The sequence below is a fragment of the Rathayibacter sp. AY1H2 genome (assembly GCF_002931985.1).
Lineage (GTDB): Bacteria > Actinomycetota > Actinomycetes > Actinomycetales > Microbacteriaceae > Rathayibacter.
Map to the genome: position 1 here is coordinate 1 of NZ_PSUV01000023.1, position 24,342 is coordinate 24,342.

A 24,342-nucleotide genomic window follows, 5' to 3' on the forward strand; every position below is an offset into this window, starting at 1 on the left:
GTCCCGCCCCGTCCCGTCCCGTCCCGTCCCGTCCCAGGAGGACCGATGCCGTCCCGCTCCGCCCGCACCACCGGGATCGTCCTCGCCGCCCTCGGACTCGTCGCCGTCGTCCTCGCGATCGTGCTGCTCGTCCGGCCCGCCGGCGGGGGAGCGCCCGGCGCAGCCACGGCGTCCGCGGGCCCGTCCTCGGCGCCGTCCGGGACCGCTCCGGCGACGTCCGCCGCTCCCGGCTCCGCGGAGGCGGCCGACGGCGCCGCCGCCCCCGCACCGACGGTCTCCGCCGCTCCGTCCGGCACCGAGCCGGGCACCGGATCCGACGCTCCTCCCGCGATCGTCTCCTTCGCCTCCACCCCCGCCTCCGTCGACTGCGAGGGCGACCGCACCGCATCCGTCCCGCTCGCCCTGTCGTGGGAGACGAGCGGAGGCGCCACCGCCCGCCTGGCCGTCGGCACCACCGACGCGAGCGCGGGCGAGCCCGTCGACCTCGCGGCGTCCGGCTCCGCCGCCGTCACCGCCGACTGCCGCGACTCCGAGACCCTGATCACCCTCGCCGTCCTCGCTCCCGACGGCACCACCGCTCAGCGCACCCTCGTCGTCCCCGCCTCCTGAACCGCTCCGCCCGCGCGGAGGCGGTCACGGAGGCGTCGAGCGGCCCCGGCACGGCAGAATGGGACACGATGACCTCCACACCCCCTCCGCTCGGCCTGCTCCTCGACGTCGACGGGCCCATCGCGAGCCCCGTCACGCGCACGATCTCGATCCCCGAGATCGCCGACGACCTCGTCGCCCTGGCCAACGCCGGCATCCCGATCGTGTTCAACACGGGCCGCTCCGACGCGTTCCTGCGCGAGCGGGTCCTGCCCGCGCTCCTCGAGCGAGGCGTCTCGGCCGAGGCCCGCATCGTCTGCGTCTGCGAGAAGGGCGCCGTCTGGTTCACCGTCGACTACCGCGGCACCTCGGAGCCGATCGTCGACGAGTCGCTCGCGATCCCCGAGCCGGTGGCCCGCGACCTCGAGCGGATGATCCGCTCCGACTACGACGACCTGGTCTTCTTCGACGAGACCAAGCGCGCGATGGTGTCCGCCGAGCAGCTGGTCGACCTGCCGAGCGAGGACTACCTCGAGCGCCAGCTCGTCTTCGATGCCGACGCCCTGCAGATCATGACCGCCGCGGGCCTCGGGGTCGAGCGCCGCGGCATCCGGTATCCGAACGAGGAGGGGACGGTCGACTTCCGCATCGACCCGACCGTCATCTCGACCGACATCGAGTCGAACCGGCTCGGCAAGGACCTCGGCGCCCAGCGCGCCGTGGAGCTGCTCGGAGCGACGGGCGCGATCCCGCAGCGCTGGCGCACGGTCGGCGACTCCCGGAGCGACTACGCGATGGCCGACTGGCTGTTCGAGCACGCCTACGACGTCGCCCACGTCGACGTGCGGCCCGCGGAGGGCGTGCCCGAGAAGCCCTACCCGGTCCTCGTCGTCGACGGAGCCGTGAACGACGCGGCCGGCGCCGCCGTGCTCCGCCGCTGGACGGAGCTCGTCGCCGACGAGACGACGCCCGAGGTCGGCGGCGCGATCTCGCTCCATGCCCGGAGCTGATCCGCAACCCTCGTCCCTCGTCGCTCAGGCCCGTTAGCGTTCGAGCATGAGAATCGCAGTCACCGGTGGATCCGGCAAGCTCGGCCGCCACGTCGTCACCCGCCTCCGCGCCTCCGGGCACGAGGTCTTCAATCTGGACCGTGCGGGGGACCGCGGCGCGGGCTTCGTCCGCATCGACATCGCCGACTACGGCCAGGTCGTGGACGCGCTGCAGTCGGTGAACGACCAGTACGAGGGCATCGACGCGCTCGTGCACCTCGCCGCGATCCCCGCGCCGGGCCTCGTGCCCGACGTCGCCACGTTCCACAACAACATGATCGCGACGTTCAACGCGTTCCACGGAGCGATCCGTGCCGGCATCCGCAACGTCGTCTACGCCTCCAGCGAGACCGTGCTGGGCCTGCCCTTCGACGTCCCGCCGCCCTACATCCCGGTCGACGAGCAGTACCCGGCGCGCCCGGAGTCGGTCTACTCGCTCACCAAGCACCTCGAGGAGCAGATGGCGATCGAGCTGTGCCGCTGGCACCCGGACCTGAAGATCACGGGCCTGCGCTTCTCGAACGTCATGGACGAGGTCGACTACGCCGAGTTCCCGTCGTTCGACTCCGACGCGCTGCTGCGCAAGTGGAACCTCTGGGGCTACATCGACGGACGCGACGGAGCGCAGGCGGTCGAGAAGGCGCTGCTCGCCGAGACGACCGGGTTCGACCGCTTCATCATCGCCGCGGCCGACACCGTGATGACGCGCCCTAACGCCGAGCTGGTGGCCGAGGTGTTCCCCGGCGTCGAGCTGCGCGGCGACCTCGGGACAACCGGCACCCTGCTCTCGATCGACCACGCCCGCGAGGTCCTCGGCTACGCCCCCGAGCACTCCTGGCGCGACTCGCAGCAGGGCTGACCCGCGGGCCCGGCGCATCGGGATCCGCGCTGCTCGTCGGTGGGGTGGATCCCGATACGCGGGCTGCGCCCGCTCCTCGATCAGCAGGGGTGCGGTCGGCCCGTGACCGTGCCGGTCGAGGAGCGGCAGCGCGGCGTCTCGAGACCCGCCCTGTTCGTGCGCGGCTCGGCTCGCCGCCCCACGCACGAGCGCGCCCGGTCCGCAGGACGACTGCAGGCCGGGCGCGCTCCGTGGAGCCGAGGATCAGCTCGGGATGTAGTTGAAGGTGTCGGGGTCGGGGCCGGTGCGGTGGCCGCGGTCGAGCGCCGTGATGTCGGTCATCGCCTCGTCGTCGAGCTCGAAGTCGAAGAGAGCGAAGTTCTCCTCCACGCGCTTGCGGGTGACCGACTTCGGGAAGACGGTGTCGCCGCGCTGGATGTGCCAGCGGAGCACGACCTGCGCCGGGCTGCGGTCGACGTTGCGCGCGATGCGGGTGATGGTGTCGTCGTCGAGGACGAGGCCCTGCGCGATCGGCGACCAGGCCTCGGTCGCGATGCCGTGCTCGGTGCCGTAGGCGCGGAGCTCCTGCTGCACGAGGTAGGGGTGCACCTCGATCTGGTTCACGGCCGGGACGATGGTCGCCTCGGCGCGGAGCCGGTTGAGGTGGTTGGTCTGGAAGTTGGAGACGCCGATCGCCTTCGCCTTGCCGCTGCGGTAGATCTCCTCCATCGCCTTCCAGGTCTCCAGGTAGTCGCCCACGTTCGGGAGCGGCCAGTGGATGAGGAAGAGGTCGACGTAGTCGAACTTCAGCTCGCCGAGGGTGACGTCGATCGCGGCGAGAGCGTCCTCGCGGGCGTGGAAGCCGTTGTTGAGCTTGCTGGTCACGAAGACCTCGGAGCGGTCGAGGCCGGAGGCGCGGACGGCCTCGCCGACGCCCGCCTCGTTGCCGTACATCTCGGCGGTGTCGATGTGGCGGTAGCCGACCTCGAGGGCCGCCAGGGTCGCGTCCTTGGTCTCGGCCGGGTCGATCTGGAACACGCCGAAGCCCAGCTGCGGGATCTCCACGCCGTTGTTCAGGGTGATCGTGGGGACCGTTGCGGTGTCGTCGCTCATGAGCGAGTACGTCCTTTCGTCGGGGCGAGGGCGCAGTGGAGCCGCGCCGTCGTGCCTCCAGTCCATCGCCTGCGGCTCTCAGCATCAACCCCTTGCGCGCTCGGCGGACATCCAGCTTCCCCGCGGAGGAGGAGTCGGATCCCCCGAGCAGAGGTGCGCCCGCTCCGGGAACCCCGAAGGCCCCCGGCACGGATGCCGGGGGCCTTCGGAAAGCGCGACTTACGCGCGGGACTTGCGGCCGACGATCGCGCCGTAGATGAGGAGGACGACGATCGCACCGACGACGGAGACGATGATGCTCACGATGTTGATGCCGTTGACGGCGTCCTGGATGCCGAACAGCGTGCTGAGGAAGCCGCCGAGCAGCGCGCCCACGATGCCGAGGACGATCGTGATGATCCATCCGCCGCCCTGCTTGCCCGGGAGGATGAGCTTGGCGAGCGCCCCGGCGATGAGGCCGAGGATGATCCAGCTGATGATGCCCATGATGTTTCTCCTTCAGTTCGTGCTCGATCGGCCGTTCCGATGCGAGCGGAGACACCGGCGGGCCGGTGTCCGGTGAGTCGTGGAAGCGGGGGTCAGCGGAGGCGGCGCTGCACCTTGTCGCGGGCCTTGCTCGCGATGGCGGTGAGCTGCTTGGCCTCGCGCTTGGAGGTCTTCTTGAGCTTCTTGCGGGTCTTCTTCGTGGCCGGGTCGTTCCACACGCCGAGTGCGAGGTGGCGCAGCTCTTCGTAGCGGCCACGGCCGGCGCGGGAGCCGAACACGTAGGCGGTGAAGGCGACCAGTGCCAGCAGGACGAGGCGGGGATTCATGCGGTGACCCTTCCATCGGAGAGCACCGGGTCGTGCTCGACACCCATTTGACTCTCCTGCGCAATCCGTGACAAACCACGGCCCGACCATTGACAGGGACCCCTCGCATCGTGTTCCGCGTGCGCGTGTACCCGATTCAGCCGCAGGCCGGAGACGTCTCGGCCGGGAAGCGAGCGTGGAGGTAGTGGCCGTAGCCGCCCTCGACCCGGTTGTCGCGGCGGCCGGAGGTGACCACCTCGCCGCGGTCCGTCGCTCCGACCCGGGCGCCGCTCGCGCGCAGCCGCTCGACGAGCAGGACGTCCTCGTGCAGCGGCTCCCGGCCGAAGCCGCCCGCCGCGAGGTATGCGCTCGCGCGGACGCCGAGGTTCGCGCCGTGGATGCTGCCGATCGACTCCTCCCGCGCGCGGACGTCTCGCCAGCGCGAGTAGGCACCGGGGGAGAGGTCGGCCGGGTCGGGCCGGACCGTGCCGAGCAGCGCGTCGTGCCGTCGGGAGTGCTCGACGTGGGCGGCCAGCCAGTCGCGGGGGACCACGGTGTCGGCGTCGGTGTTGGCGATCCACACCTGCTCGAGCGGAGCGGTGACGGAGGAGAGGGCGTGCGCGATCCCGGCGGAGCGGGCGGCGCCGACTCCGCAGCGGGCGAGCTCCAGCACCTCGGCGCCGGCGGCGCGGGCCCGCTCGCCGGTCGCGTCGGAGCAGCCGTCCGCGGCGACCACGAGGCGCATCCCGATGCCGGGCACCCGGTGGGCGAGGTGGGTCGCACTGGCCTGGACGGAGGCGATCAGGCCGCCGATCCGCTCCTCCTCGTCGCGCGCGGGCACGACGACCAGCACCTGCGCGAGCCGGCTCACACCAGCCCCGTCCGGCGGGCGACCGAGCGGGAGTCGCGGGCGTGGACCTCGAGCAGGACGTCCTCCTCCTCGTGGCGGGCGAGGCGGTGCAGGCCCAGCTCGGCCACGGCGGACTGCACGGCGTCGCCGTCCAGAGCGAGCCCCTCGATCGGATGCCGCCAGTGCACGGTGACGAGCTCCCCAGCGGGGGCGAGGGCGTCGCGGATGGTGCGCAGCACGCCGGGGAGGGCGTCGCCGAGGTAGTAGCCGACCTCCGAGAGCACGACCAGGTCGAACGGACCCTCCGGCACGCCGCGGGTGATGTCGTGGTGCTCGACCCGCACGTGCTCGAGCGGAGCGAGGCGGCGGGCGGCGCGCTCGACGGCGGCGCTCGACACGTCGATCGCCAGCAGGCGGTCGGCCCGGTCGGCCAGCGCCTCGGCCAGCACGCCGATCGAGGCGCCGATCTCCAGCACGGAGCCGTAGCGCTGCTCCGGCAGGCTCGCGAGGGTCAGGGCGCGCTTGCGCTGCTCGTACCAGCGGCTCGTGTACCCCCACGGGTCCTCGTGGCGGGCGTACAGCTCGTCGAAGTAGCTCATGCGATCCTCACCAGCCGGTCGTCCCCGGTGAAGGTGCGCAGGAAGAGCGGATGGAGCACCGGACCGGTCCCGTCGGGCCCGGGGCGGGTCTGGCTGGGATAGCGGGAGCGGGCACGGCGGGTGCGCTCGAGCAGCTCGTCGTCGAGCGGCAGGCGCACGAGGTCGCCCCACGGCACCTCGGGGTCCTCCGGGACCGCCCAGTGCCACAGCCAGATCGGCGCGGCGAGCAGCGGCTGCCCGAGCTCGCGCGCGACCTCCGCGCAGATCTCGCCGACCACGCGGTGGTCCCGGTGCCCGTCCCCGGTCCAGGTGGAGAGGAGCAGGACGGTCCCGGGGGCGCCGGCCGCCCGCTCGCGCACCTCGCGTGCGATGCGCTCGTGGTGCTCCGGGGTCGCCGAGTCCGGCACGTCGAGGAAGGCGAGCCCGATGCCGGGGCCGAGCTCCGCCAATGCGTCCGAGGCCTCCCGCCGGCGCTCGGCAGCGAGGTCCGCGTCCCGCTCCCCGTGGGCCGCGGCTCCGTCGGTCACGACGACGACGTCGACCGCGATCCCGCGCCGACGCGCGAGCGCGATGGTGCCGCCGCAGCCGAGGGTCTCGTCGTCGGCGTGCGCCACGACCACCAGGACGCGCCGGATCCCGTCGGGCAGGGTCAGCTCCGGGAGGCGGTCGCGGCGGCCGTCCGCGGTCCAGCGCTCGAGAGGAGTGCCCTCGAGGCGCCCGTCGAAGGGCCGGCTCACCAGGAGGCCGCCTCGCCCGAGGCGAGCACGGCGCGGCCGAGAGCGGCGTCGTCGCGCTCGGCGTGGTGCTGGCGGACGTAGAGCGCGAGGTCGGCGACGCGCTTGGCGTGCTCGGCGTCGAGGGCGAGCGGAGCCGGGCCGAGCGCGCGGCCGGCGCGGAGCAGGATCTCCTCGACCGCTCCGGCGACGCTCGCCCGCACGCGCTTGGCGAGCAGTGAGCCGCGGGGGCCGTCGGCCTCGCCCGCGTCGACCGCCGCGGCGGCCTCGTCCAGCGCCCGGCGCGACGCGGAGAGCGCCGTGTCGATCGCTCCGAGGTGGGCCAGGAGGTGCGGGTCCTCGCGTCGGGCTGCCGCTGCCGCGACGGCAGCCGCGACTCCGAGGGCTCCGCCGTGCCAGCAGGCGGCGACGCCGATGCCGCCCCAGGCGAAGCCGGGCCGCGAGAGGTACCAGCCGGCGTCCCCCACGGGGACGGCGCGGGTGCCGGAGAAGCGGACCGGTCCGCTGGGCACCTCCGTCAGGCCCCGCGCGTGCCAGGCGTCCTGCTCCGGCGTCGCCGACCCGTCGCGCAGCGCCACGGCGAAGAGGCGGCGCTCGCCGGAGGCGTCGCCGACGTGGGCGGTGACGAGGGCGGCGTCGAGGCGGTCGGCCAGCGAGCACCAGGGCTTCACTCCGTCGAGCAGCCAGTCGCCGTCGCTCTCGCGCGCGACCAGAGGATCCCCGCCGCCCTCGGCCGCGAAGACCCCCCAGGCGGCGTCGGCGGCGACTCCGAGTCCGGACGGGTCGAGCTCCGCCTCGCCGAGGATCGCGAGAGCGTCGAGGTGCGGCTCCACCGCGCGCGCGACGCCGAGGTCGTGCCGAGCCAGGCGCTCGAGGAGACCGTGCAGCTCGGCGGTGCGACCGGTGCCGGGCCGGGGCGCGTCGGCGCTCAGACCGCGCGCGAAGCCGAGCGCGCCGTCGACGTCGTGGGGGAGGAGAGAGGAGGAGTGCTGGTCCATCGCCTCCGAAACTACGCAGTCGAGCGGGCGGCGTCCGGCGATTGTCCCCGAACGGACGGGGTGCTAAGCGTCAGATGTCAAGGTCGTTGATCCTGTGCAGGAGAGAGGCGAAGAGCTCGACGTCGGCGAGCGCCCAGCTGCGCAGCTCCTCGTGCATCAGCGCCTGGTTCGAGCTGCGGATCTCGCGCAGCCGCGCGGCGGTCGCCGGAGTCACCGAGAGGATCGTGGCGCGGCCGTCCTGCGGGTCGGGGGTGCGCTCGAGGAAGCCGAGGCGGTCGAGCGCCGTGATCTGGCGGCTGAGCGCCGACTTGTCCATCTCGAGGAGCTCGGCCAGCACGCCCGAGTGCACGGGTCCGCGGCGCTCGAGCGCCGAGATCGTCTTGTAGCCCAGTGGCGTCAGCTCCGGGTGGAGACGCTCGGCGTAGGAGCGCATCGCCGCCCGCACACGGTTGAAGAGGGTGCTGAGCTCGCCCTCCACCGAGGCGATCGCGGAGTCGACGTCGCGGGCGGAGTCGGGGGTCGGGCCGGTCATGCCTCCAGCATCCCGCGCGAGGACCCTCCTCCTCGACTTGCGCCCGCGCGCCGCGATGACGTACGCTTCCCGAAGCCAAAGACCGCCGGTTTCCGGTGTGCGCACGAGCAGGGCCCCGGCCCCGCGGATCGCCACCGGACGAAGGATTCGCGAAGCGAATTGCCCGCGCAGGTGCACGAGTTCAGTTCCGCCTCACCGCGATCCCGAAGCTCCGCGCCCCTGTGCCGGAGCTTTTTTCTTTGCCTGCCTTCGGGCTACCGGCACGAGAATTCACAGGAGTAGCCATGGCGAACAAGGAAGCCTCGGTTGCCGAACTCACGGAGAAGTTCCAGAGCTCGACGGCCGTTCTGCTGACCGAGTACCGCGGTCTCACTGTTGCTCAGCTCAAGACGCTGCGCAAGGACATCAGTGAGCACGCAACCTACGCCGTGGTGAAGAACACGCTGACCAAGATCGCGGCGAACAACGCCGGTATCTCGTCCTTCGACGACGAGCTCGCTGGCCCCTCGGCCATCGCGTTCGTGCACGGCGACCCTGTCGCTGTCGCGAAGTCGCTGCGTGCCTTCGCCAAGGCAAACCCTCTCCTCGTGGTCAAGGGCGGTTACTTCGACGGTAACCCGCTGACCGCAGAAGAGGTGGGCAAGCTCGCCGACCTCGAGTCCCGCGAAGTTCTGCTCGGCAAGCTCGCCGGCGCCTTCAAGGCCTCGCTGTTCGGCGCCGCATATCTGTTCAACGCTCCGCTCTCGAAGGCCGTTCGCACGGTCGAGGCGCTGCGCGAGAAGCAGGAGTCCGCGAGCTGACGTCTTCCCCTTCCGGGAAGCAGTGCGCGCGCGGTTCGTAGACAAAGAAAAACAAGGAGAAAAATCATGGCAAAGCTCACGCAGGACGAGCTCATCGAGGCCTTCAAGGAGCTCACGCTCATCGAGCTCTCGGAGTTCGTCAAGAAGTTCGAAGAGGTCTTCGAGGTCACCGCTGCGGCGCCCGTCGCCGCCGCCGGTGTGGCCGGCCCGGCCGCCCCCGCCGAAGAGGTCGAGGAGCAGACCGAGTTCGACGTCGTGCTCGAGGCCGCCGGCGAGAAGAAGATCCAGGTCATCAAGGAGGTGCGCGCCCTCACCAGCCTCGGCCTCGGTGAGGCGAAGGCGCTCGTCGACGGTGCCCCCAAGGCGGTCCTCGAGGCCGTCAACAAGGAGACCGCCGAGAAGGCCAAGGCTCAGCTCGAGGGCGCCGGCGCGACCGTCACCGTCAAGTAATCCCCCTCACCCGTCGCGGGTGCCGGCTCCGGCCGGTCGCTCGTCAGGGTGACGCAGGCACGCCTGCAGACGCAGGGCGTCGTCTCCTCGGAGGCGGCGCCCTTCGTCGTTCCCGGCCGTTGGCGGCGCGCGCCCCTAGGATCGGAGCGTGACTGCTCACGATCTGCTCGCCGGGCTCCCCGCCCGCGACGTCCCGCCCAGCGAGGTCTCGCTCAGCGAGCTCCTGAGCGACTTCGTCTCGGTGACGCACCGGATCACCCGCCTCGCCGCCCAGGCGACCGGCAACCAGGAGTCGCAGGCCGTCTGGCGCACGCTCTCGGTGCTCCTCTCGATGGGCCCGATGCGCCTGGGGGAGCTCGCCTCCCAGAGCCGCGTCTCGCAGCCCACGATGACCAAGATCGTGAAGAACCTCGTCGAGACCGGCTGGCTCGACCGGATCGCCGATCCCCTCGACGCGCGCGCCTGGCAGATCCGCCTGGCTCCCGCCGGCGCGGACGCGCTGAACGCCTGGCGGACCGACCTCGGCGACGCGCTGACGCCGATCTTCGCCGATCTCACCCTCGAGGACCGCCGCGTCCTCGAGCGCGCCGTCGAGATCATGCACGAGCGCCTCGTCGTCGGCCCGCGGGACTGACCCCTCCCGCGCGGTTCCGCCGCGCGGCACACTGGTCGCGTGCAGATGCGACTCGAGCTCGTCCCCCTCCCCGTCGGCGACGTCGACCGCGCGGTCGCCTTCTACACGGAGGTGATGGGCTTCCACCTCGACCACGACGTGCGGCCCTCCGCCGCGATGCGCGTGGTCCAGCTCACCCCGCCCGGCTCGGCCTGCTCGATCGTGGTCGGCAGCGGGATGGGCCCCGGTCCGGAGGAGGGCGTCGTCCGCTCCCTCCACCTCGTCGTCGACGACATCGCCGCCGCTCGCGCGGAGCTCGTCGGCCGCTCGCTCGAGATCAGCGAGGTCCAGGACCTGGGCGGCGTGCAGTACGCGTACTTCGCCGATCCGGACGGCAACACCTGGGCGCTCCAGGAGATCGGGAGCAGGACGCCCCCGGAGTGAGTCAGTCCTCGGGCCAGCGGACCCGGGCGTCGACGTCGGGGTGCTTGCGCAGCCAGGCCGCGACGAAGGGGCAGCGCGGGACGACCGTGCCGCCCGCCTCCGTGATCGCGGTGACCGCGGCCCGCGCGAGGATGCTCCCGAGGCCGTGGCCCTCCCACGCGTCGTCGACGACGGTGTGGGTGAGCGTCACCTCGTCGCCCTGACGGGTGTACGCGGCGAAGCCGGCCGGGGTGCCGCCGACCTCGATCACGAAGCGGGACCGCTCGGGGACGTCGCGGACGGTGGGGGTGTCGGAGTCGCTCATGCTCCGATTCTCGCCCCCCGCGGCGCCGAGGTGCTGGTGCGGATCACCAGCGAGGCGGGGATCAGCGTGTGGCGGGCCGGGGGAGGGGGCTCGCCGCGACCGAGGGCGGCCAGCGCGTCCAGCACCAGCGCGACTGCGAGCTCGCCCTGCTGGCGCGGGTCCTGGCGGATCGAGCTGAGACCGAAGAGCTCGGCGAGGGGGTGGTCGTCGATCCCGATGACGGAGACGTCCTCGGGCACCGAGAGGCCGAGCTCGCGCGCCGCGAGGATGATCCCGATCGCGATCTCATCGGAGGCGGCGAAGATCGCCGTCGGCCGGGTCCGCGGGTCGCCGAGGACCTGCCGTCCGGCGCTGTGCCCGCCGGGGATGTCGAAGGTGGTGGGCACGATGTCCTGCGCGCCCGGCTCGAGGCCGGCGGCCGCGAGCGCCTGGCGGAAGCCGTCGCGGCGCTGCGTGTGGACGTGGAAGTCCATCTCCTCCTCCGCGAGCCCGCCGATGTGGACGACCCGCTCGTGGCCGAGGGAGAGCAGGTGCTCCGTGGCGAGGCGGGAGGCGGCGACGTCGTCGATGCTGAAGGTGGGGATGCCGGGGAGCTCGCCGCCGATGCCGACGATGGGCTTGCCCAGGGCGAGGAGCGCCTCCGTCTCGTGCGGCGAGATCTCGAGGGTGACGGCGACGATCGCGTCGACGCGCTTGCGGACGAGGTAGTACTCGAACACGCTCCGGCGGGCGTCGAGGTGCTTGTCGATGTTGTAGAGGAGCAGGTCGTAGCCGGCGGCGAGCAGGGCGCGCTCGATGCCCTCGATGATCCCGGCGAAGAACCACTGGTTGATGATCGGGATGATCACGGCGATGTTGTTGCTGCGGCCGGTGACGAGGCTGGAGGCGTTGGCGGAGACGACGTAGCCCAGGCTCGTCGCGGCGCGCTCGACGCGCTGCTTCGTCCCCGCGGAGACGTAGCCCCGGCCGCTGAGCGCGCGCGAGACCGTCGCCTTCGACACTCCTGCGAGCTCGGCCACCTCTTCGATGCCTGGCACGGCGTTCCTCCCGACCGTCCGGCCTCGATGCTGGAAACGGTTCCAGGAAGTTATACCCCGCCCGGCGGCCGGGCGTCGCGCCGAGATCGACCTCCGCCCGGCCCGGCCGCCGCGATCGCTGTTCTGACGCCGAATCGTTATCTCAGAGAGCGCTCTATCACCGGCGTTGTGCTTTCATCGTTCTTGTGGAAAGGTTTCCCTCCGTGGGAGCCCACCCACACGAATCCGGTGATCCGCTCGGAGTTCCTCCTGGCATCGCCATCACCAGCATCCGAGTCGTCGCGGCACACGCTTCGAGCCGCCACAGCCTCCCGATCCCGATCGGCGAGGAGCGGCCTGCTCGGCTGGTTCCACCACTCAATGAGGAGGAAGAATGCGGTCATCCCTGCACCGCCGTATCACCGTCCCGGTCGCCGTTCTGGCAGCGGCCGGCATCGCACTCGCGGGCTGCTCCAGCAGCAGTGACCCCAACGACCCGAACGCCGGCGGCGGCAGCTCGGCCGGCACGGTCGGCACCGCCGACGGCGTCGTCAACGTCTACGGCACCATCAACGGCGACGAGGCCACCCTTCTCGAGCAGTCCTGGGCGGACTGGGAGAAGGAGAGCGGCATCGAGATCAAGTACACGGGCGACAAGGAGTTCGAGAAGCAGATCGGCATCAAGGTCCAGGGTGGCGACACCCCCGACCTCGCGATCTTCCCGCAGCCGGGTCTGCTCGCCGACACCGTCGCCTCCGGCAAGGTGCAGGAGCTCCCCGAGGGCGCCCTCGCCAACGTCAAGCAGAACTGGTCCGAGGACTGGCAGAAGTACGGCCAGGTCGACGGCACCCAGTACGGCGCGCCGCTGATGGCGTCCGTCAAGGGCTACATCTGGTACTCCCCAGCCAAGTTCAAGGAGTGGGGCGTCTCCGTTCCCACGACGTGGGACGAGATGGAGGCGCTCGGCAAGACGATCGCCGAGAAGACCGGCGGACCGTCCTGGTGCGCGGGCTTCAACTCCGGTGAGGCCTCCGGCTGGCCCGGAACCGACTGGATCGAGGACGCCGTCCTCCGCGAGGCCGGCCCCGACGTCTACGACTCCTGGGTCGCGGGCGACACCCCCTTCACCGACCCGGCCATCAAGTCCGCGTTCGACTCCGTCGGATCGATCCTCCTCGACCCGACCCTCGTCAACGCCGGCTACGGCGATGTGAAGTCGATCAACTCCACCGCCTTCGGCGACGTCGCCCAGAACATGGCGAACGGCACCTGCGCGCTGACCCACCAGGCCTCGTTCTTCGAGGGCTTCCTGACCTCGGCCGGCGCCAACGTGGCCGAGGACGGCGACGTGTGGGCCTTCCTCACCCCGCCGGTCAAGGCCGACGACGCCCAGGCCGTCACCGGTGGTGGCGAGATGGTCGCCGCGTTCTCGAACGACGAGGACACCGCGAAGGTCCAGGAGTACCTGGCCAGCGCCGACTGGGCCAACAGCCGCGTCTCCCTCGGCGGCGTCATCTCCGCGAACACCGGTCTCGACCCGGCCAACGCGGGCAGCGACGTCCTGAAGGACTCCATCGCGATCCTCCAGAACCCGGACACCACGTTCCGCTTCGACGCGTCCGACCTCATGCCGAAGGCAGTGGGCTCGGACAGCTTCTTCAAGGGCATGGTCGACTGGATCGACGGCACGAGCACCGACCAGGCGCTCGAGGAGATCCAGGCCGGCTACACCTCCTAGCAGCGGAGCAGAGCCGCCGCTCCCGAGTGGCGGCTCAGCTGTGACGGCCCGGCCCCCGGATCCACGGATCCCGGGGCCGGGCCCCTCCTGAGTCCAGAGTCGCACTCGAAAGGGCGTCCATGTCCCCCATCACCATCTCGGGGTTCTTCCAATGGCTGGCGGGAATCCCGCCGCTCGCGCAGATCCCGCTCATCCTCCTGGCCTTCGCGGCCGTGGTGGCGCTCATCCTCTTCTTCGTCGAGATCGCGCCCCGCCGCGGCACCGGCTACACGGTCCTCCGGCTCGCGGTCACGGTCGTCCTGCCGGTCGTCCTCCTGCTGGTCTTCGGCCTCTACAACTCCGTCCTCTGGGTCGCGGTGGTGGCCGCCGTCATCGGCGGCGCGCTGTTCCTGCTCGACTTCCGGTCCCGCAAAGGCGCGGGCTACGGACTCCAGCTCATCGCGTTCATGGCACCGGCCGCCTTCTTCATCCTCATCGGCCTGATCTACCCGACGATCACGACGGCCATCAACGCGTTCATGAAGAACGACGGCTCCGGATTCGCCGGCATCGACAACTTCGTCTGGGTCTTCACCAGCCCCGACGGCATCACCGCCTTCCTGAACACGGTGGTCTGGGTGCTCCTGGCCCCCATCACGGCGACCGCGATCGGTCTCGCCTACGCGGTCTTCATCGACAAGAGCCGCGGCGAGAAGTTCTTCAAGCTGCTGGTCTTCATGCCGATGGCGATCTCGTTCGTCGGCGCGTCGATCATCTTCAAGTTCTTCTACGACGTGCGCCAGGGCGAGCAGATCGGCCTCCTCAACGGCATCCTCACCGCCTTCGGCGCCCCGCCGGTCGACTGGCTGGGACTCGAGCCGTGGAACACGCTGTTCCTCGTCGTCGTCCTCATCTGGACCCAGGCCGGATTCGCCATGACGGTGCTCTCCGCCGCCATCAAGGGCGTCCCCTCCGAGCAGCTCGAAGCGGCCTCGCTCGACGGCACCAGCGCGTGGCAGTCCTTCTGGAACGTCACCGTCCCCGGCATCCGCTCCTCGATCGTGGTCGTCCTCACGACGATCTCGATCGCGTCGCTGAAGGTCTTCGACATCGTCTCGGCGATGACCGGCGGCCGCTCCGACACCACGGTCCTCGCGTTCGAGATGGTCCGCCAGTTCCAGCTCGGCGCCCGCAGCGGCTACAGCGCGGCCCTCGCGGTCATCCTGTTCCTGCTCGTGCTCCCGATCGTCGTCTACAACGCCCGCCAGCTCGCCAAGCAGAGGGAGATCCGATGAGCGTCACGCCCACTCCGATCCAGGTTCCGGTCGACCGCAGCACCGAGCGCGCGCTCGCCCGCGGCGAGTCCAGGATCGAGGCGGCCAGCGGCAAGGTGAAGAAGGCGACGACGTCGCGCGGCGCCACCCTCGCCGCGCTGATCATCGCCGTCATCTGGACCGTCCCCACCCTCGGTCTGTTCATCTCGTCGTTCCGCCCCGCGAACGACATCAAGACGACCGGCTGGTGGACGATCTTCGCCAACCCCGGCTTCACCCTCGACAACTACGCGAACGCGCTCAACTCCGGCGACAGCCTGACCCTGGGCAAGGCGTTCGTGAACTCGCTGGTCATCACGCTGCCGGCGGCGCTGATCCCGATCACGATCGCCAGCCTCGCCGCCTACGCGTTCGCCTGGATCGACTTCAAGGGCCGCAACACGCTCTTCGTCCTCGTGTTCTCGCTCCAGATCGTCCCCATCCAGATGGCGCTCGTGCCGCTGCTGCAGCTGTTCTCGGACGGCCTGCGCATCGGAGGGCTCTACATCCTCCCCGGCCTCGGGGTGAACGGGTTGGACGGCTCCTACGCGAAGGTGTGGATCGCGCACACGATCTTCGCGCTCCCGCTCGCGATCTTCATGCTCCACAACTTCATCTCCGAGATCCCCGGCGAGGTCATCGAAGCGGCACGAGTGGACGGCGCCGGACACGGCCAGATCTTCTTCCGCATCGTGCTCCCGCTCTCGGTCCCCGCCATCGCCTCCTTCGGCATCTTCCAGTTCCTCTGGGTCTGGAACGACCTGCTGGTCGCGACGGTCTTCACCTCCGGACAGGGGCTGCCGATCACGAAGGCGCTGCAGGACCTCACCGGCTCCTACGGCCAATCGTGGGAGCTGCTCACGGCCGGCGCGTTCATCTCGATCATCGTGCCGCTCATCGTGTTCTTCTCCCTCCAGAGGTTCTTCGTCCGCGGCCTCCTCGCCGGCGCCACCAAGGGCTGACGACCCGCGGGGGTGCCGTGGGCGGCGTTGTCGTCGTCGGCGGTAGCTCCGCTACAGCTCTCCTCCTCCGCCTTGCCCACGACACCCCCGCGGGCCGTCAGCACTGCTCGTCGGGGGGAATAGGGTGCACGAACGAAGGCCCGGGTCCTGCTGCGCAGGACCCGGGCCTTCGTCGTGCGGTGGCGCCGGGGGCGGCCACCAAGGGTGGGGGGGTACGGCGCCGGAGGCGGCCGACGGGGCGCGGCGCGGGCTTGCACGACTTCGCCGTGGGCGGAAGGGCGGGGGTCCGGAGGCGGGCGCGGCTAGGGTCGAGCCGTGAGCAGGATGGGTGACGTCGCGGCAGGCGGCGGGATGCGCGGAGGGGCGCGCGGCGGGAGGATCTCGAGCAGCGATCCGGACAGCCAGCGGGAGATCAACGCGGCGGCCCCGAAGGTCGACGACCTGCTCCGGCGCATCGCGGGACTCTTCCGCGACCACCGCCCCAAGCTCACGCTCACCGTGATCCTCGTTCTCGTCGGCGCCGCCCTCACGGTTGTGCCGCCGCTCCTCACCCAGCTGGCCTTCGACCGCGGGCTCTTCCCGCCCGGCGGACGCCCGAACCTCCCGGTGCTGCTCGAGCTGGTCGGCGTCATGGTGCTGGTCTGGGCGTTCTCGGCGATCCTCGGCGTCTGGCAGACCTACCTCACCGCGACCGTCGGCAACACGGTCATGGGGGAGCTGCGCATCCGCCTCTTCCGCCACCTGCAGGCGATGGAGCTCGGCTTCTTCACCCGCACCCGCACCGGCGTCATCCAGTCGCGCCTCGCCAACGACGTGGGCGGCGTGGCCAACGTGCTCACGAACACCGTCTCGAGCGTGCTGGGCAACACCGTCACCGTGATCGCGGCCGTCGTCGCGATGCTCCTGCTCTCGTGGCAGATGACGATCGTCGCCCTCGTCCTCACTCCGGTGCTCGTCGTGGCCCAGCGCCGCGTCGGCCAGGTGAGGGCGCGCATCGCGACGAAGACGCAGGAGTCGCTGTCCGAGATGACCGCGATCACCCAGGAGACCCTGAGCGTCTCGGGCATCCTCCTGGCCAAGAGCTTCGGCCGCCAGGAGTCGGAGGTGACGCGCTACGCCGACGAGAACGGCCGCCAGATCGAGCTCCAGGTGCGGCAGCAGATGTCCGGCCAGTGGTTCTTCGCGATGGTGCAGATCTTCCTCTCGGTCATCCCCGTGATCGTGTACCTCGTGGCCGCCTGGCTGATCCTCGGCGGCACCACCGTCACCGCCGGGACCGTCGTGGCCTTCACCACCGTGCAGGCGCGCCTGATGTGGCCGCTCCTGGGCCTGATGCGCGTCGCGCTCGACCTGCAGACGGCCGGAGCGCTGTTCGCCCGCATCTTCGAGTACCTGGACCTGCGCCCGGCGATCACGGACCGGGCCGATGCACGCGAGGTCTCGGGCGAGCTCGGCCGGGTCGAGCTCGACGACGTCGTGTTCCGCTACCCCGACCAGGCGGAGGACGCGCGCCCAACGCTCGACCACGTCTCGGTCGCGATCGAGCCGGGCCAGTTCGTCGCCTTCGTCGGTCCCTCCGGCGCGGGCAAGACCACCATCTCGTATCTCGTCCCGCGCCTCTACGACGTGGCCGGGGGAGCGGTGCGCTTCGCCGGTACCGACGTGCGCGAGCTGCGGCAGGAGTCGCTCGTGGCGCACATCGGCATCGTCAGCCAGGAGACCTACCTCTTCCACGCGACGATCGGCGACAACCTCCGCTACGCCCGCCCGGACGCGACGCAGGAGGAGCTGGAGGCGGCCGCCCGCGCCGCGAACATCCACGCGACGATCACGTCGTTCCCCGACGGCTACGACACGCTGGTCGGCGAGCGCGGCTACCGGCTCTCCGGAGGCGAGAAGCAGCGGCTCGCGATCGCGCGCGTCCTGTTGAAGGACCCGGCGGTCCTCATCCTCGACGAGGCGACCAGCGCCCTCGACACCGTCTCGGAGCGGATCGTCCAGACCGCGCTCGACGACGCCGCCCGCGGTCGCACCACCATCGCGATCGCTCACCGGCTCTCGACCATCGTGTCGGCCGACGTCATCCACGTCGTCGAGGGCGGCCGGATCGTCGAATCGGGCACCCACCGCGAGCTGCTCGGCCTCAGCGGACTCTACGCCTCGCTCTACGCGCAGCAGACGGAGTCGGCCCTCCAGGGCTGAGCCGCGGATCGGCGGCCGGACTTCGCGGGGCTACTCGCAGCCGACGCCGTCTGAGTCGCCGGGCCCCGTGCACGACGTCGGCGGAGAGCACGTGCCCCTCCCGGGTGGGGAGGCGCACCACTCTCAGCCGCTGTCGTGCGCGCCGGAGGCGGTCACTCCGCCGGGCGGTCCTCGAGCATCTGCTCCATCAGCGAGATCTCGGCCTCCTGGGCCTTCACGACGGAGGAGGCGAAGTCGGTGGCGACCGTCACGCGGCTCCGGGCGAGCAGCGCCTCGGCCATGTCGATCGCGCCGCGGTGGTGGGCGATCATCAGCTCGAGGAACATCCGGTCGAAGTCGCGGCCCGACGCGCTGCTGAGGGCGGTGATCTGGTCCGGTGTCGCGAGACCGGGCATGCTCGCGGGCACGACGCCGTCCTCGGTCCCCATCCCCATCGACGAGTGCTCGTCGGCGGCTCCGGCCAGGGTCGGCCGGCCCATCCAGGTCATCGAGGGCTCCGGAGCAGCCTGCGGCAGGCCCCACGAGTTCAGCCAGCCGAAGAGCTGCCCGGCCTGCTGCTGCTGGGTGAGCAGGATGTCCTTCGAGACGGTGAGGACCTCGTCGTCGGCGCTGCGCTCGCGGGCGATCATCGCCAGCTCGGCGCCCTGCAGGTGGTGCACCTGCATGTCGCGCGCGAAGCCCGCTTCGGCGCTGGCGCTCGAGGGCGTCGCCGCGGAGGCGAACGGGGCGAGCGCGCCGAAGAGGTAGCCGCCGGCCGCCCCGAGGAGGAGCGCGACCACGGCGACCGCGGCGACGAGGATCCGGCCCCTACTGCTTGCCGGGCGCATCGATCCCTCCGGTGCAAGGGGCGCCGGGCTCCGGAGCGCTCGAGGACTGCCAGAAGCGCTCGACGAAGGCGTCGATGCGGGGGTCCTCGGGCGAGTCGATCGCGACCTGGGCGTCCCAGGCGCTCAGCACGATGGGCGACTCGAGGCCCTCGTAGGGCGAGACGACGGAGTAGGTGTCGGGCATCGCGGCGATCAGCGCGTCGACCTCGCTCTGCGGGAGCTCGGGGTCGTACGTGGCCCAGACGGCGCCGTGCTCGAGGTCGTGCACCGCGTTCTCGTTCGGGACGGGCTCGTCGTAGACGCCGCAGTTCATCCACACGGCGTTGTGCGGGCCGCCCGCCGGCGGGGTCTGCGGGTAGTCGACGGCGCCGGCGACGTGGGTGGCGTCGTTGTCGAAGGTCTGCAGGCCGTCGATCTCGCGCGCCTCGACGATCTGCTGGTTCCCGAAGACGGTGACCGCGACGATCCCGCCGACCGCGAGGACGGCCAGGGCCGACAGCGACCAGATCCAGATGCGGGAGCCGCGCTTGCGGCGGTCCTGCTCGCGCTTGTAGGCCTCGAGCTTCTCCTGTCGGGCGCGATTCTTGGCGGACATCGTGTCTTTGGGCACGGCGGCGTCTCTCGTTCTGAGGGCGGAAGGCGCCTGGGGCGGGCGCAGGCGCCTGAGAGGCGCTCTCAGAGGATAACGAGCGAGGCTTCGGATCGGATCAATGCGCGGTCAGGGGGATCTCGATGCGCCCGAGGAGCGGGCCGCTCGATCAGCGGGAGAGGAGGCCGCGGAGGAGTGGGACGGCGCGCCGCCGCTCCGCTCAGGGGGCGAAGGTGAGCCAGAGCAGCAGGCCGTTCAGGACGATGAGGAAGACGGCGGCCAGAGCGGCGGCGAGGGTGGTGAACCAGCGGTTCGTCTGGTCGCCCATCAGGCGGCGGTCGCATGTCAGGATCACGAGCGGCACGAGCGCGAAGGGGATGCCGAACGACAGGACCACCTGGCTGAGCACCAGCGCGCGCGTCGGGTCGAAGCCGATCGCGAGCACCAGGAGCGCCGGGATCAGCGTGACCAGACGACGGGCGACGAGCGGCACCCGCACCTGGAGCAGACCGTGCATGATCTCGGCCCCCGCGTACGCGCCGACCGAGGTCGAGGCGAGGCCGGAGGCGAGCAGGCCGACGGCGAACAGGGTCGCGACCACCGGGCCGAGCGCCGCTCCGATGGCCGCGTGGGCGCCCTCGAGGCTGTCGGTCCCGGCGACTCCCGCGAGGGAGTGCGCGGCGAGGAGCAGGATCGCGAGGTTCACGGTGCCGGCGATGGCGAGGGCGATCGTCACGTCGATCCGGGTGGCGACCAGGATCCTCCGGCGCGCGCCGACGCCCTCGACGTGGCCGAAGCGGTCGCGGGCGAGCGCGGAGTGGGCGTAGATCGCGTGGGGCATGACGGTCGCGCCGAGGATCGAGGCGGCGAGCAGCACCGACTCCGAGCCCTCGAAGCGCGGCACGAGACCGGCGACGGTCGCGCCCGCGTCCGGCGGATCGACGACCACGCCGACCGTGAAGCCGACGGCGATCAGCACCATCAGCGCCGTGATCACCCGCTCGAACGGCTGCGCCCCGCCCCGCGTCTGCACGAGCAGCAGCACCAGCGAGACCGCGCCGGTGACCACGCCGCCGGCCAGCAGCGGCAGTCCGAAGAGCAGGTTCAGCGCGATCGCGCCGCCGATCACCTCGGCCAGGTCGGTCGCCATCGCCACCGTCTCGGCCTGCAGCCAGTAGGCCCGGCGGCCCCAGCGGCCGCGCAGGCGGTCGCCGAGCAGCTCGGGGAGGCTGCGGCCGGTCATCAGGCCGAGCTTCGCCGAGAGGTACTGGATGAGCCAGGCCATCAGGTTGCCGAGCACCACCACCCAGACCAGGAGGTAGCCGAACCGGGCGCCGGCCGTCATGTTGCTGGCGACGTTGCCCGGGTCGAGGTAGGCGACTCCGGCGACCAGCGCCGGACCGAGCAGGCGGAGGAGGTGGATGTCGGCCGGACGCCGCGGCGGTGCGGCGATCGGTGAGGTCATTCGGGGTCCGTTCCGGGTCGACCGCGGCGCTCGCGGACCCCCACGATAGGGCACCGGCGCGACCGGCGGCACTCCCCTCCCGAGACCGCTCCCTGTGCCTCCGCCCACCCCCGTCACACGCCCGCAGCCGGTTGCTACGCTGGCGGGATGAGCCTGGATCGCGCCCTTCCCGCACGCCCGGAGACCGGGATGGCCTACGCCGATTCGGTGCTCGACCTCATCGGCGACACCCCGCTGGTGAAGCTGGGTCCGGTCGCGGCGGGCGTGCAGGCGACCGTGCTGGTCAAGGTCGAGTACCTGAACCCCGGCGGCTCGTCGAAGGACCGCATCGCGACCCGCATCATCGACGCCGCCGAGCGCGACGGGCTGCTGAAGCCCGGCGGCACCATCGTGGAGCCGACCAGCGGCAACACCGGCATCGGCCTCGCCCTCGTCGCGCAGCAGCGCGGCTACCGCTGCGTGTTCGTGCTGCCGGACAAGGTGGGGGAGGACAAGCGCAACGTCCTCACCGCCTACGGGGCCGAGATCGTCGTGACGCCGACGGCCGTCGCTCCGGAGGACCCCGCCTCCTACTACTCCGTCTCGGACCGCCTCGCCCGCGAGATCCCCGGCGCCTTCAAGCCCAACCAGTACGCGAACCTCAACGGACCGCTCAGCCACTACGAGACCACGGGCCCCGAGATCTGGCGCGACACCGCCGGCCGGCTCACCCACTTCGTCGCGGGAGTCGGCACGGGCGGCACCATCAGCGGCGCCGGCCGCTACCTCAAGGAGGTGTCGGAGGGCCGCGTGCAGATCGTCGGCGCCGACCCCGAGGGCTCCGTCTACTCGGGCGGCGGCGGTCGCCCGTACCTGACCGAGGGCGTCGGCGAGGACTTCTGGCCGAGCGCGTACGACCCGAGCGTGGTCGACCGGATCATCGCCTCCAGCGACGCCGAGTCGTTCGCGATGACCCGCCGCCTCGCCCGCGAGGAGGGGCTGCTCGTCGGCGGATCGAGCGGGCTCGCCGTCTCCGTCGCGCTCAAGGCAGCCGCCGGTCTCGGGCCGGACGACGTGGTCGTCGTGCTCCTGCCGGACGGCGGGCGCGGCTACCTCGGCAAGATCTTCAACGACCGCTGGATGCGCTCCTACGGCTTCCTCGAGATGCGCGACGAGGGCACCGTCCGCGACGTGCTCCGCGCGAGGGCGGCGAGCGGGCAGGCCGACCTCCCGGCGCTCGTGCACGCGCACCCGACCGACACGATCCGCGACGCGATCGGCATCATGACCGAGTACGGCGTCTCGCAGCTCCCGGTGCTGACCGCCGAGCCGCCGGTCGTGATGGGCGAGGTCGTCGGAGCCGTCGACGAGCGCGAGCTGCTCGACCGCGTCTTCGCCGGATCCGCCTCGATGAACGACCCGCTCGGCGACTGCGTGGGCGACGCGCTCGCGCTGATCGGGCTCGGCGAGAGCATCACCGCCGCCCGCGCCGCGCTCACCGAGCACAGCGCCCTCCTCGTCACCGACGAGGGCAAGCCCGTCGCGGTGATCACCCGACAGGACCTCCTCACCTACGCCACGGCCTGACGGCCGCCGCCTCCGCACCTCCGACCCAGGGAGCCCGCACCATGCCCAAGAAGCAGCACTTCGACACCCGCGCCATCCACGCCGGCCAGGAGTTCGATCCGACCACCGGGGCGGTCGTGCCGCCCGTCTACATGACCTCCACGTTCGTCCAGGACGGCATCGGCGGTCTCCGGGGCGGCTACGAGTACGCCCGCTCGGCGAACCCGACGCGCGACTCGCTCCAGGAGCTCATCGCCTCGCTCGAGGGTGCGGACGTCGCCTACTCCTTCTCCTCCGGCCTCGCGGCCGAGGACACCCTGCTGCGCGCCGCCCTCGCGCCCGGCGACCACGTCGTCCTGGGCAACGACGCGTACGGCGGCAGCCACCGCCTGATCGACCGGGTGCACAGCGCCTGGGGCGTGCGCAACACGGCCGTCGACATGTCGAACCTCCGCGAGGTGCAGCGGGCGATCGTCCCCGGTGAGACGAAGATGCTCTGGGTCGAGACCCCGTCGAACCCGCTGATGACCATCAGCGACATCGCCGAGCTCGCCGACCTGGCCCACGCGCACGACCTGATCGTCGTCGTCGACAACACGTTCGCCTCCTCCGCCCTGCAGCAGCCGCTGGCCCTCGGTGCCGACGTGGTCGTGCACTCGACCACGAAGTACCTCGGTGGCCACTCGGACGTCGTCGGCGGCGCGCTCGCCCTGCGCTCGGGGCCGCTGGCCGAGAAGATCGCGTTCCTGCAGTTCGCGGTCGGAGCGATCTCGGGCCCGATGGACGCGTGGCTCACGGTCCGCGGCATCAAGACCCTCGGGGTGCGGATGGAGCGCCACTCCGTCAACGCGCAGGCGGTCGCCGAGTTCCTCGTCGAGCACCCGGCGGTGACGGCCGTGCACTACCCGGGCCTGCCCTCGCACCCCGGCCACGAGCTGGCGAAGCGCCAGATGTCGCGGTTCGGCGGGATGCTCTCGCTCGAGCTCGCGACGCCGCGCGCCGCCCGGAAGTTCGCCGAGTCGACCGAGCTGTTCCAGCTCGCGGAGTCACTGGGCGGCGTCGAGTCGCTGATCGGCTACCCGAGCGAGATGACGCACGCGTCGGTGAAGGGCACGCCGCTGGAGGTCTCGGAGTCGCTGGTGCGCCTCTCGGTGGGCCTCGAGGACTCGTCCGACCTGATCGCGGACCTGTCGGCGGCGCTGCCGAAGAAGTAGAGGCGGGAACGCCGCCCCGCGGGGCGGCATCTCGATGGTGCGCCCGATCCGGCCCCTGCCAGGATCGGGCGCATGACCTCCTCGCGCCGCTTCGTCGACCTCAGCCACACCGTCGCGGACGGGCTGGTGACCTACCCGGGCCTGCCCGCTCCGCGCATCCGGCCGCACCTCACCCGTGAGGCGTCCCGCGCCTCCTACGCACCCGGCACCGAGTTCGCGATGGACGTCATCGAGATGATCGGGAACACGGGCACCTACCTCGACAGCCCGTTCCACCGCTACGAGGGCGGAGCCGATCTCGCCGCTCTCCCGCTCGAGACGCTGGTCGACCTGCCGACCGTCGTGGTCGACGCGACCGGAGCCACCGAACGGGGCATCGGCTCGGACGCGGTCGCGGGACTCGACGTCCGCGGCGCCGCTGTCCTCCTCCGCACCGGCTGGGACGCGCACTTCGCCACGCCCGGGTACGGCAGGGGCGCCCCCTTCCTCAGCGGCGAGGCGGCGGAGGCGCTCGTCGCCGCCGGCGCGGTGCTGGTCGGCATCGACTCGGTGAACATCGACGACACGGAGTCGGGCGGATCGCGGCCCGCGCACTCGGCCCTCCTCGCCGCGGGAGTGCACGTCGTCGAGCACCTCACCGGCCTCGGCGGGCTGCCGGCGACAGGGGCGCGCTTCACCGCCGTGCCGCCGAAGGTGCGGGGCTTCGGGACCTTCCCGGTGCGGGCCTTCGCGGTCGTCGACGGGCCCTGACCGGCGCAGGGCGCCCGGGCGCCTCCGGCTAACCTGGAC

The 24,342-nt window shown here is 71.6% G+C and carries 27 protein-coding genes; 14 read left to right on the forward strand and 13 right to left on the reverse strand.

The window, feature by feature from the left end; translation table 11 throughout:
• Positions 1–45: 45 nt before the first annotated feature.
• The 3 genes from C5C29_RS14460 to C5C29_RS14470 all read left to right on the forward strand — a co-directional run bounded on the left by C5C29_RS14460 (position 46) and on the right by C5C29_RS14470 (position 2,496).
• Positions 46–609 (forward strand): hypothetical protein, encoded by a 564-nt coding sequence (locus tag C5C29_RS14460; RefSeq protein ID WP_104224326.1) that lies wholly within the window; start codon positions 46–48, stop codon positions 607–609.
• Positions 610–677: 68 nt separating this feature from the next.
• A complete protein-coding gene (locus C5C29_RS14465; RefSeq protein ID WP_104224327.1) occupies positions 678–1,598 on the forward strand; it encodes a hypothetical protein in 921 nt (306 codons plus the stop codon).
• A gap of 46 nt (positions 1,599–1,644) precedes the next feature.
• Positions 1,645–2,496, forward strand: coding sequence for an NAD(P)-dependent oxidoreductase (locus C5C29_RS14470; protein WP_104224328.1), 852 nt, complete (start codon positions 1,645–1,647; stop codon positions 2,494–2,496).
• Positions 2,497–2,739: 243 nt separating this feature from the next.
• On the opposite strand, the gene C5C29_RS14475 is transcribed toward C5C29_RS14470, so the two are convergent.
• The 8 genes from C5C29_RS14475 to C5C29_RS14510 form a co-directional block, all read right to left on the reverse strand.
• Positions 2,740–3,588, reverse strand: coding sequence for an aldo/keto reductase (locus tag C5C29_RS14475; protein WP_104308506.1), 849 nt, complete (start codon positions 3,586–3,588; stop codon positions 2,740–2,742).
• Between the two features lie 219 nt (positions 3,589–3,807).
• Positions 3,808–4,074: a GlsB/YeaQ/YmgE family stress response membrane protein gene (locus C5C29_RS14480; protein ID WP_104224330.1), complete on the reverse strand. Its 267-nt coding sequence runs from the start codon at positions 4,072–4,074 to the stop codon at positions 3,808–3,810.
• 92 nt (positions 4,075–4,166) lie between these two features.
• On the reverse strand, positions 4,167–4,400 hold the full coding sequence (locus C5C29_RS14485; RefSeq protein ID WP_104227476.1) for a hypothetical protein: 234 nt from the start codon (positions 4,398–4,400) through the stop codon (positions 4,167–4,169).
• A 136-nt stretch (positions 4,401–4,536) separates the two neighbouring features.
• Positions 4,537–5,250 (reverse strand): glycosyltransferase family 2 protein, encoded by a 714-nt coding sequence (locus C5C29_RS14490; RefSeq protein WP_104308507.1) that lies wholly within the window; start codon positions 5,248–5,250, stop codon positions 4,537–4,539.
• A complete protein-coding gene (locus C5C29_RS14495; RefSeq protein WP_104234596.1) occupies positions 5,247–5,828 on the reverse strand; it encodes a class I SAM-dependent methyltransferase in 582 nt (193 codons plus the stop codon). Before C5C29_RS14495 ends, C5C29_RS14490 begins: the two co-directional genes overlap by 4 nt.
• Positions 5,825–6,565, reverse strand: a complete 741-nt coding sequence (locus tag C5C29_RS14500) for a PIG-L deacetylase family protein (protein WP_181027272.1) — start codon at positions 6,563–6,565, stop codon at positions 5,825–5,827. The genes C5C29_RS14495 and C5C29_RS14500 overlap by 4 nt, the downstream gene beginning before the upstream one ends.
• Complete coding sequence (locus tag C5C29_RS14505) at positions 6,562–7,560, reverse strand: acyl-CoA dehydrogenase (protein ID WP_219812390.1); 999 nt, start codon at positions 7,558–7,560, stop codon at positions 6,562–6,564. The genes C5C29_RS14500 and C5C29_RS14505 overlap by 4 nt, the downstream gene beginning before the upstream one ends.
• A 70-nt stretch (positions 7,561–7,630) precedes the next feature.
• Positions 7,631–8,092 carry a MarR family winged helix-turn-helix transcriptional regulator gene (locus C5C29_RS14510; protein ID WP_104224334.1) on the reverse strand — a complete coding sequence of 154 codons (462 nt, stop codon included), beginning with the start codon at positions 8,090–8,092 and terminating at the stop codon, positions 7,631–7,633.
• A gap of 284 nt (positions 8,093–8,376) precedes the next feature.
• Between C5C29_RS14510 and rplJ the strand changes: the two genes are divergently transcribed.
• The 4 genes from rplJ (at position 8,377) to C5C29_RS14530 (ending at position 10,399) form a co-directional block, all read left to right on the forward strand.
• Complete coding sequence (gene rplJ / locus C5C29_RS14515) at positions 8,377–8,892, forward strand: 50S ribosomal protein L10 (protein ID WP_055791018.1); 516 nt, start codon at positions 8,377–8,379, stop codon at positions 8,890–8,892.
• A 66-nt stretch (positions 8,893–8,958) separates the two neighbouring features.
• A complete protein-coding gene (rplL, locus tag C5C29_RS14520) occupies positions 8,959–9,342 on the forward strand; it encodes a 50S ribosomal protein L7/L12 (protein WP_104224335.1) in 384 nt (127 codons plus the stop codon).
• 148 nt (positions 9,343–9,490) lie between these two features.
• A complete protein-coding gene (locus C5C29_RS14525) occupies positions 9,491–9,976 on the forward strand; it encodes a MarR family winged helix-turn-helix transcriptional regulator (RefSeq protein WP_258059518.1) in 486 nt (161 codons plus the stop codon).
• 39 nt (positions 9,977–10,015) lie between these two features.
• Positions 10,016–10,399: a VOC family protein gene (locus tag C5C29_RS14530; protein WP_181027271.1), complete on the forward strand. Its 384-nt coding sequence runs from the start codon at positions 10,016–10,018 to the stop codon at positions 10,397–10,399.
• Position 10,400: 1 nt separating this feature from the next.
• Here C5C29_RS14530 and C5C29_RS14535 read toward each other — a convergent pair whose 3' ends face one another.
• Positions 10,401–10,703 carry a GNAT family N-acetyltransferase gene (locus tag C5C29_RS14535; protein WP_104224336.1) on the reverse strand — a complete coding sequence of 101 codons (303 nt, stop codon included), beginning with the start codon at positions 10,701–10,703 and terminating at the stop codon, positions 10,401–10,403.
• Positions 10,700–11,740: a LacI family DNA-binding transcriptional regulator gene (locus C5C29_RS14540; RefSeq protein ID WP_104224337.1), complete on the reverse strand. Its 1,041-nt coding sequence runs from the start codon at positions 11,738–11,740 to the stop codon at positions 10,700–10,702. Before C5C29_RS14540 ends, C5C29_RS14535 begins: the two co-directional genes overlap by 4 nt.
• Positions 11,741–12,113: 373 nt before the next feature.
• On the opposite strand from C5C29_RS14540, the gene C5C29_RS14545 reads away from it, so the two are divergent.
• The 4 genes from C5C29_RS14545 (at position 12,114) to C5C29_RS14560 (ending at position 17,913) form a co-directional block, all read left to right on the forward strand.
• Entirely contained in the window at positions 12,114–13,457 is a 1,344-nt protein-coding gene (locus C5C29_RS14545; protein WP_104227181.1) for an ABC transporter substrate-binding protein, read from the forward strand.
• A gap of 119 nt (positions 13,458–13,576) precedes the next feature.
• Positions 13,577–14,731, forward strand: coding sequence for a carbohydrate ABC transporter permease (locus C5C29_RS14550; protein WP_181027270.1), 1,155 nt, complete (start codon positions 13,577–13,579; stop codon positions 14,729–14,731).
• Positions 14,728–15,711 carry a carbohydrate ABC transporter permease gene (locus C5C29_RS14555; RefSeq protein ID WP_104224339.1) on the forward strand — a complete coding sequence of 328 codons (984 nt, stop codon included), beginning with the start codon at positions 14,728–14,730 and terminating at the stop codon, positions 15,709–15,711. Before C5C29_RS14550 ends, C5C29_RS14555 begins: the two co-directional genes overlap by 4 nt.
• Positions 15,712–16,035: 324 nt before the next feature.
• Positions 16,036–17,913, forward strand: a complete 1,878-nt coding sequence (locus tag C5C29_RS14560) for an ABC transporter ATP-binding protein (protein WP_104224340.1) — start codon at positions 16,036–16,038, stop codon at positions 17,911–17,913.
• Between the two features lie 152 nt (positions 17,914–18,065).
• On the opposite strand, the gene C5C29_RS14565 is transcribed toward C5C29_RS14560, so the two are convergent.
• The 3 genes from C5C29_RS14565 to C5C29_RS14575 form a co-directional block, all read right to left on the reverse strand.
• Positions 18,066–18,740, reverse strand: coding sequence for a DUF305 domain-containing protein (locus C5C29_RS14565; RefSeq protein ID WP_104224341.1), 675 nt, complete (start codon positions 18,738–18,740; stop codon positions 18,066–18,068).
• Positions 18,721–19,350, reverse strand: coding sequence for a DUF3105 domain-containing protein (locus C5C29_RS14570; protein ID WP_244230507.1), 630 nt, complete (start codon positions 19,348–19,350; stop codon positions 18,721–18,723). The genes C5C29_RS14565 and C5C29_RS14570 overlap by 20 nt, the downstream gene beginning before the upstream one ends.
• 199 nt (positions 19,351–19,549) lie before the next feature.
• Positions 19,550–20,794 carry an Nramp family divalent metal transporter gene (locus tag C5C29_RS14575; protein ID WP_104224343.1) on the reverse strand — a complete coding sequence of 415 codons (1,245 nt, stop codon included), beginning with the start codon at positions 20,792–20,794 and terminating at the stop codon, positions 19,550–19,552.
• A gap of 189 nt (positions 20,795–20,983) precedes the next feature.
• On the opposite strand from C5C29_RS14575, the gene C5C29_RS14580 reads away from it, so the two are divergent.
• From C5C29_RS14580 to C5C29_RS14590, 3 genes are all read left to right on the forward strand, one after another.
• On the forward strand, positions 20,984–22,360 hold the full coding sequence (locus tag C5C29_RS14580; protein WP_104224344.1) for a cystathionine beta-synthase: 1,377 nt from the start codon (positions 20,984–20,986) through the stop codon (positions 22,358–22,360).
• Positions 22,361–22,401: 41 nt separating this feature from the next.
• Positions 22,402–23,553, forward strand: a complete 1,152-nt coding sequence (locus C5C29_RS14585; RefSeq protein WP_104224345.1) for a cystathionine gamma-synthase — start codon at positions 22,402–22,404, stop codon at positions 23,551–23,553.
• Between the two features lie 72 nt (positions 23,554–23,625).
• Entirely contained in the window at positions 23,626–24,303 is a 678-nt protein-coding gene (locus C5C29_RS14590; protein ID WP_104224346.1) for a cyclase family protein, read from the forward strand.
• Positions 24,304–24,342 lie beyond the last annotated feature (39 nt).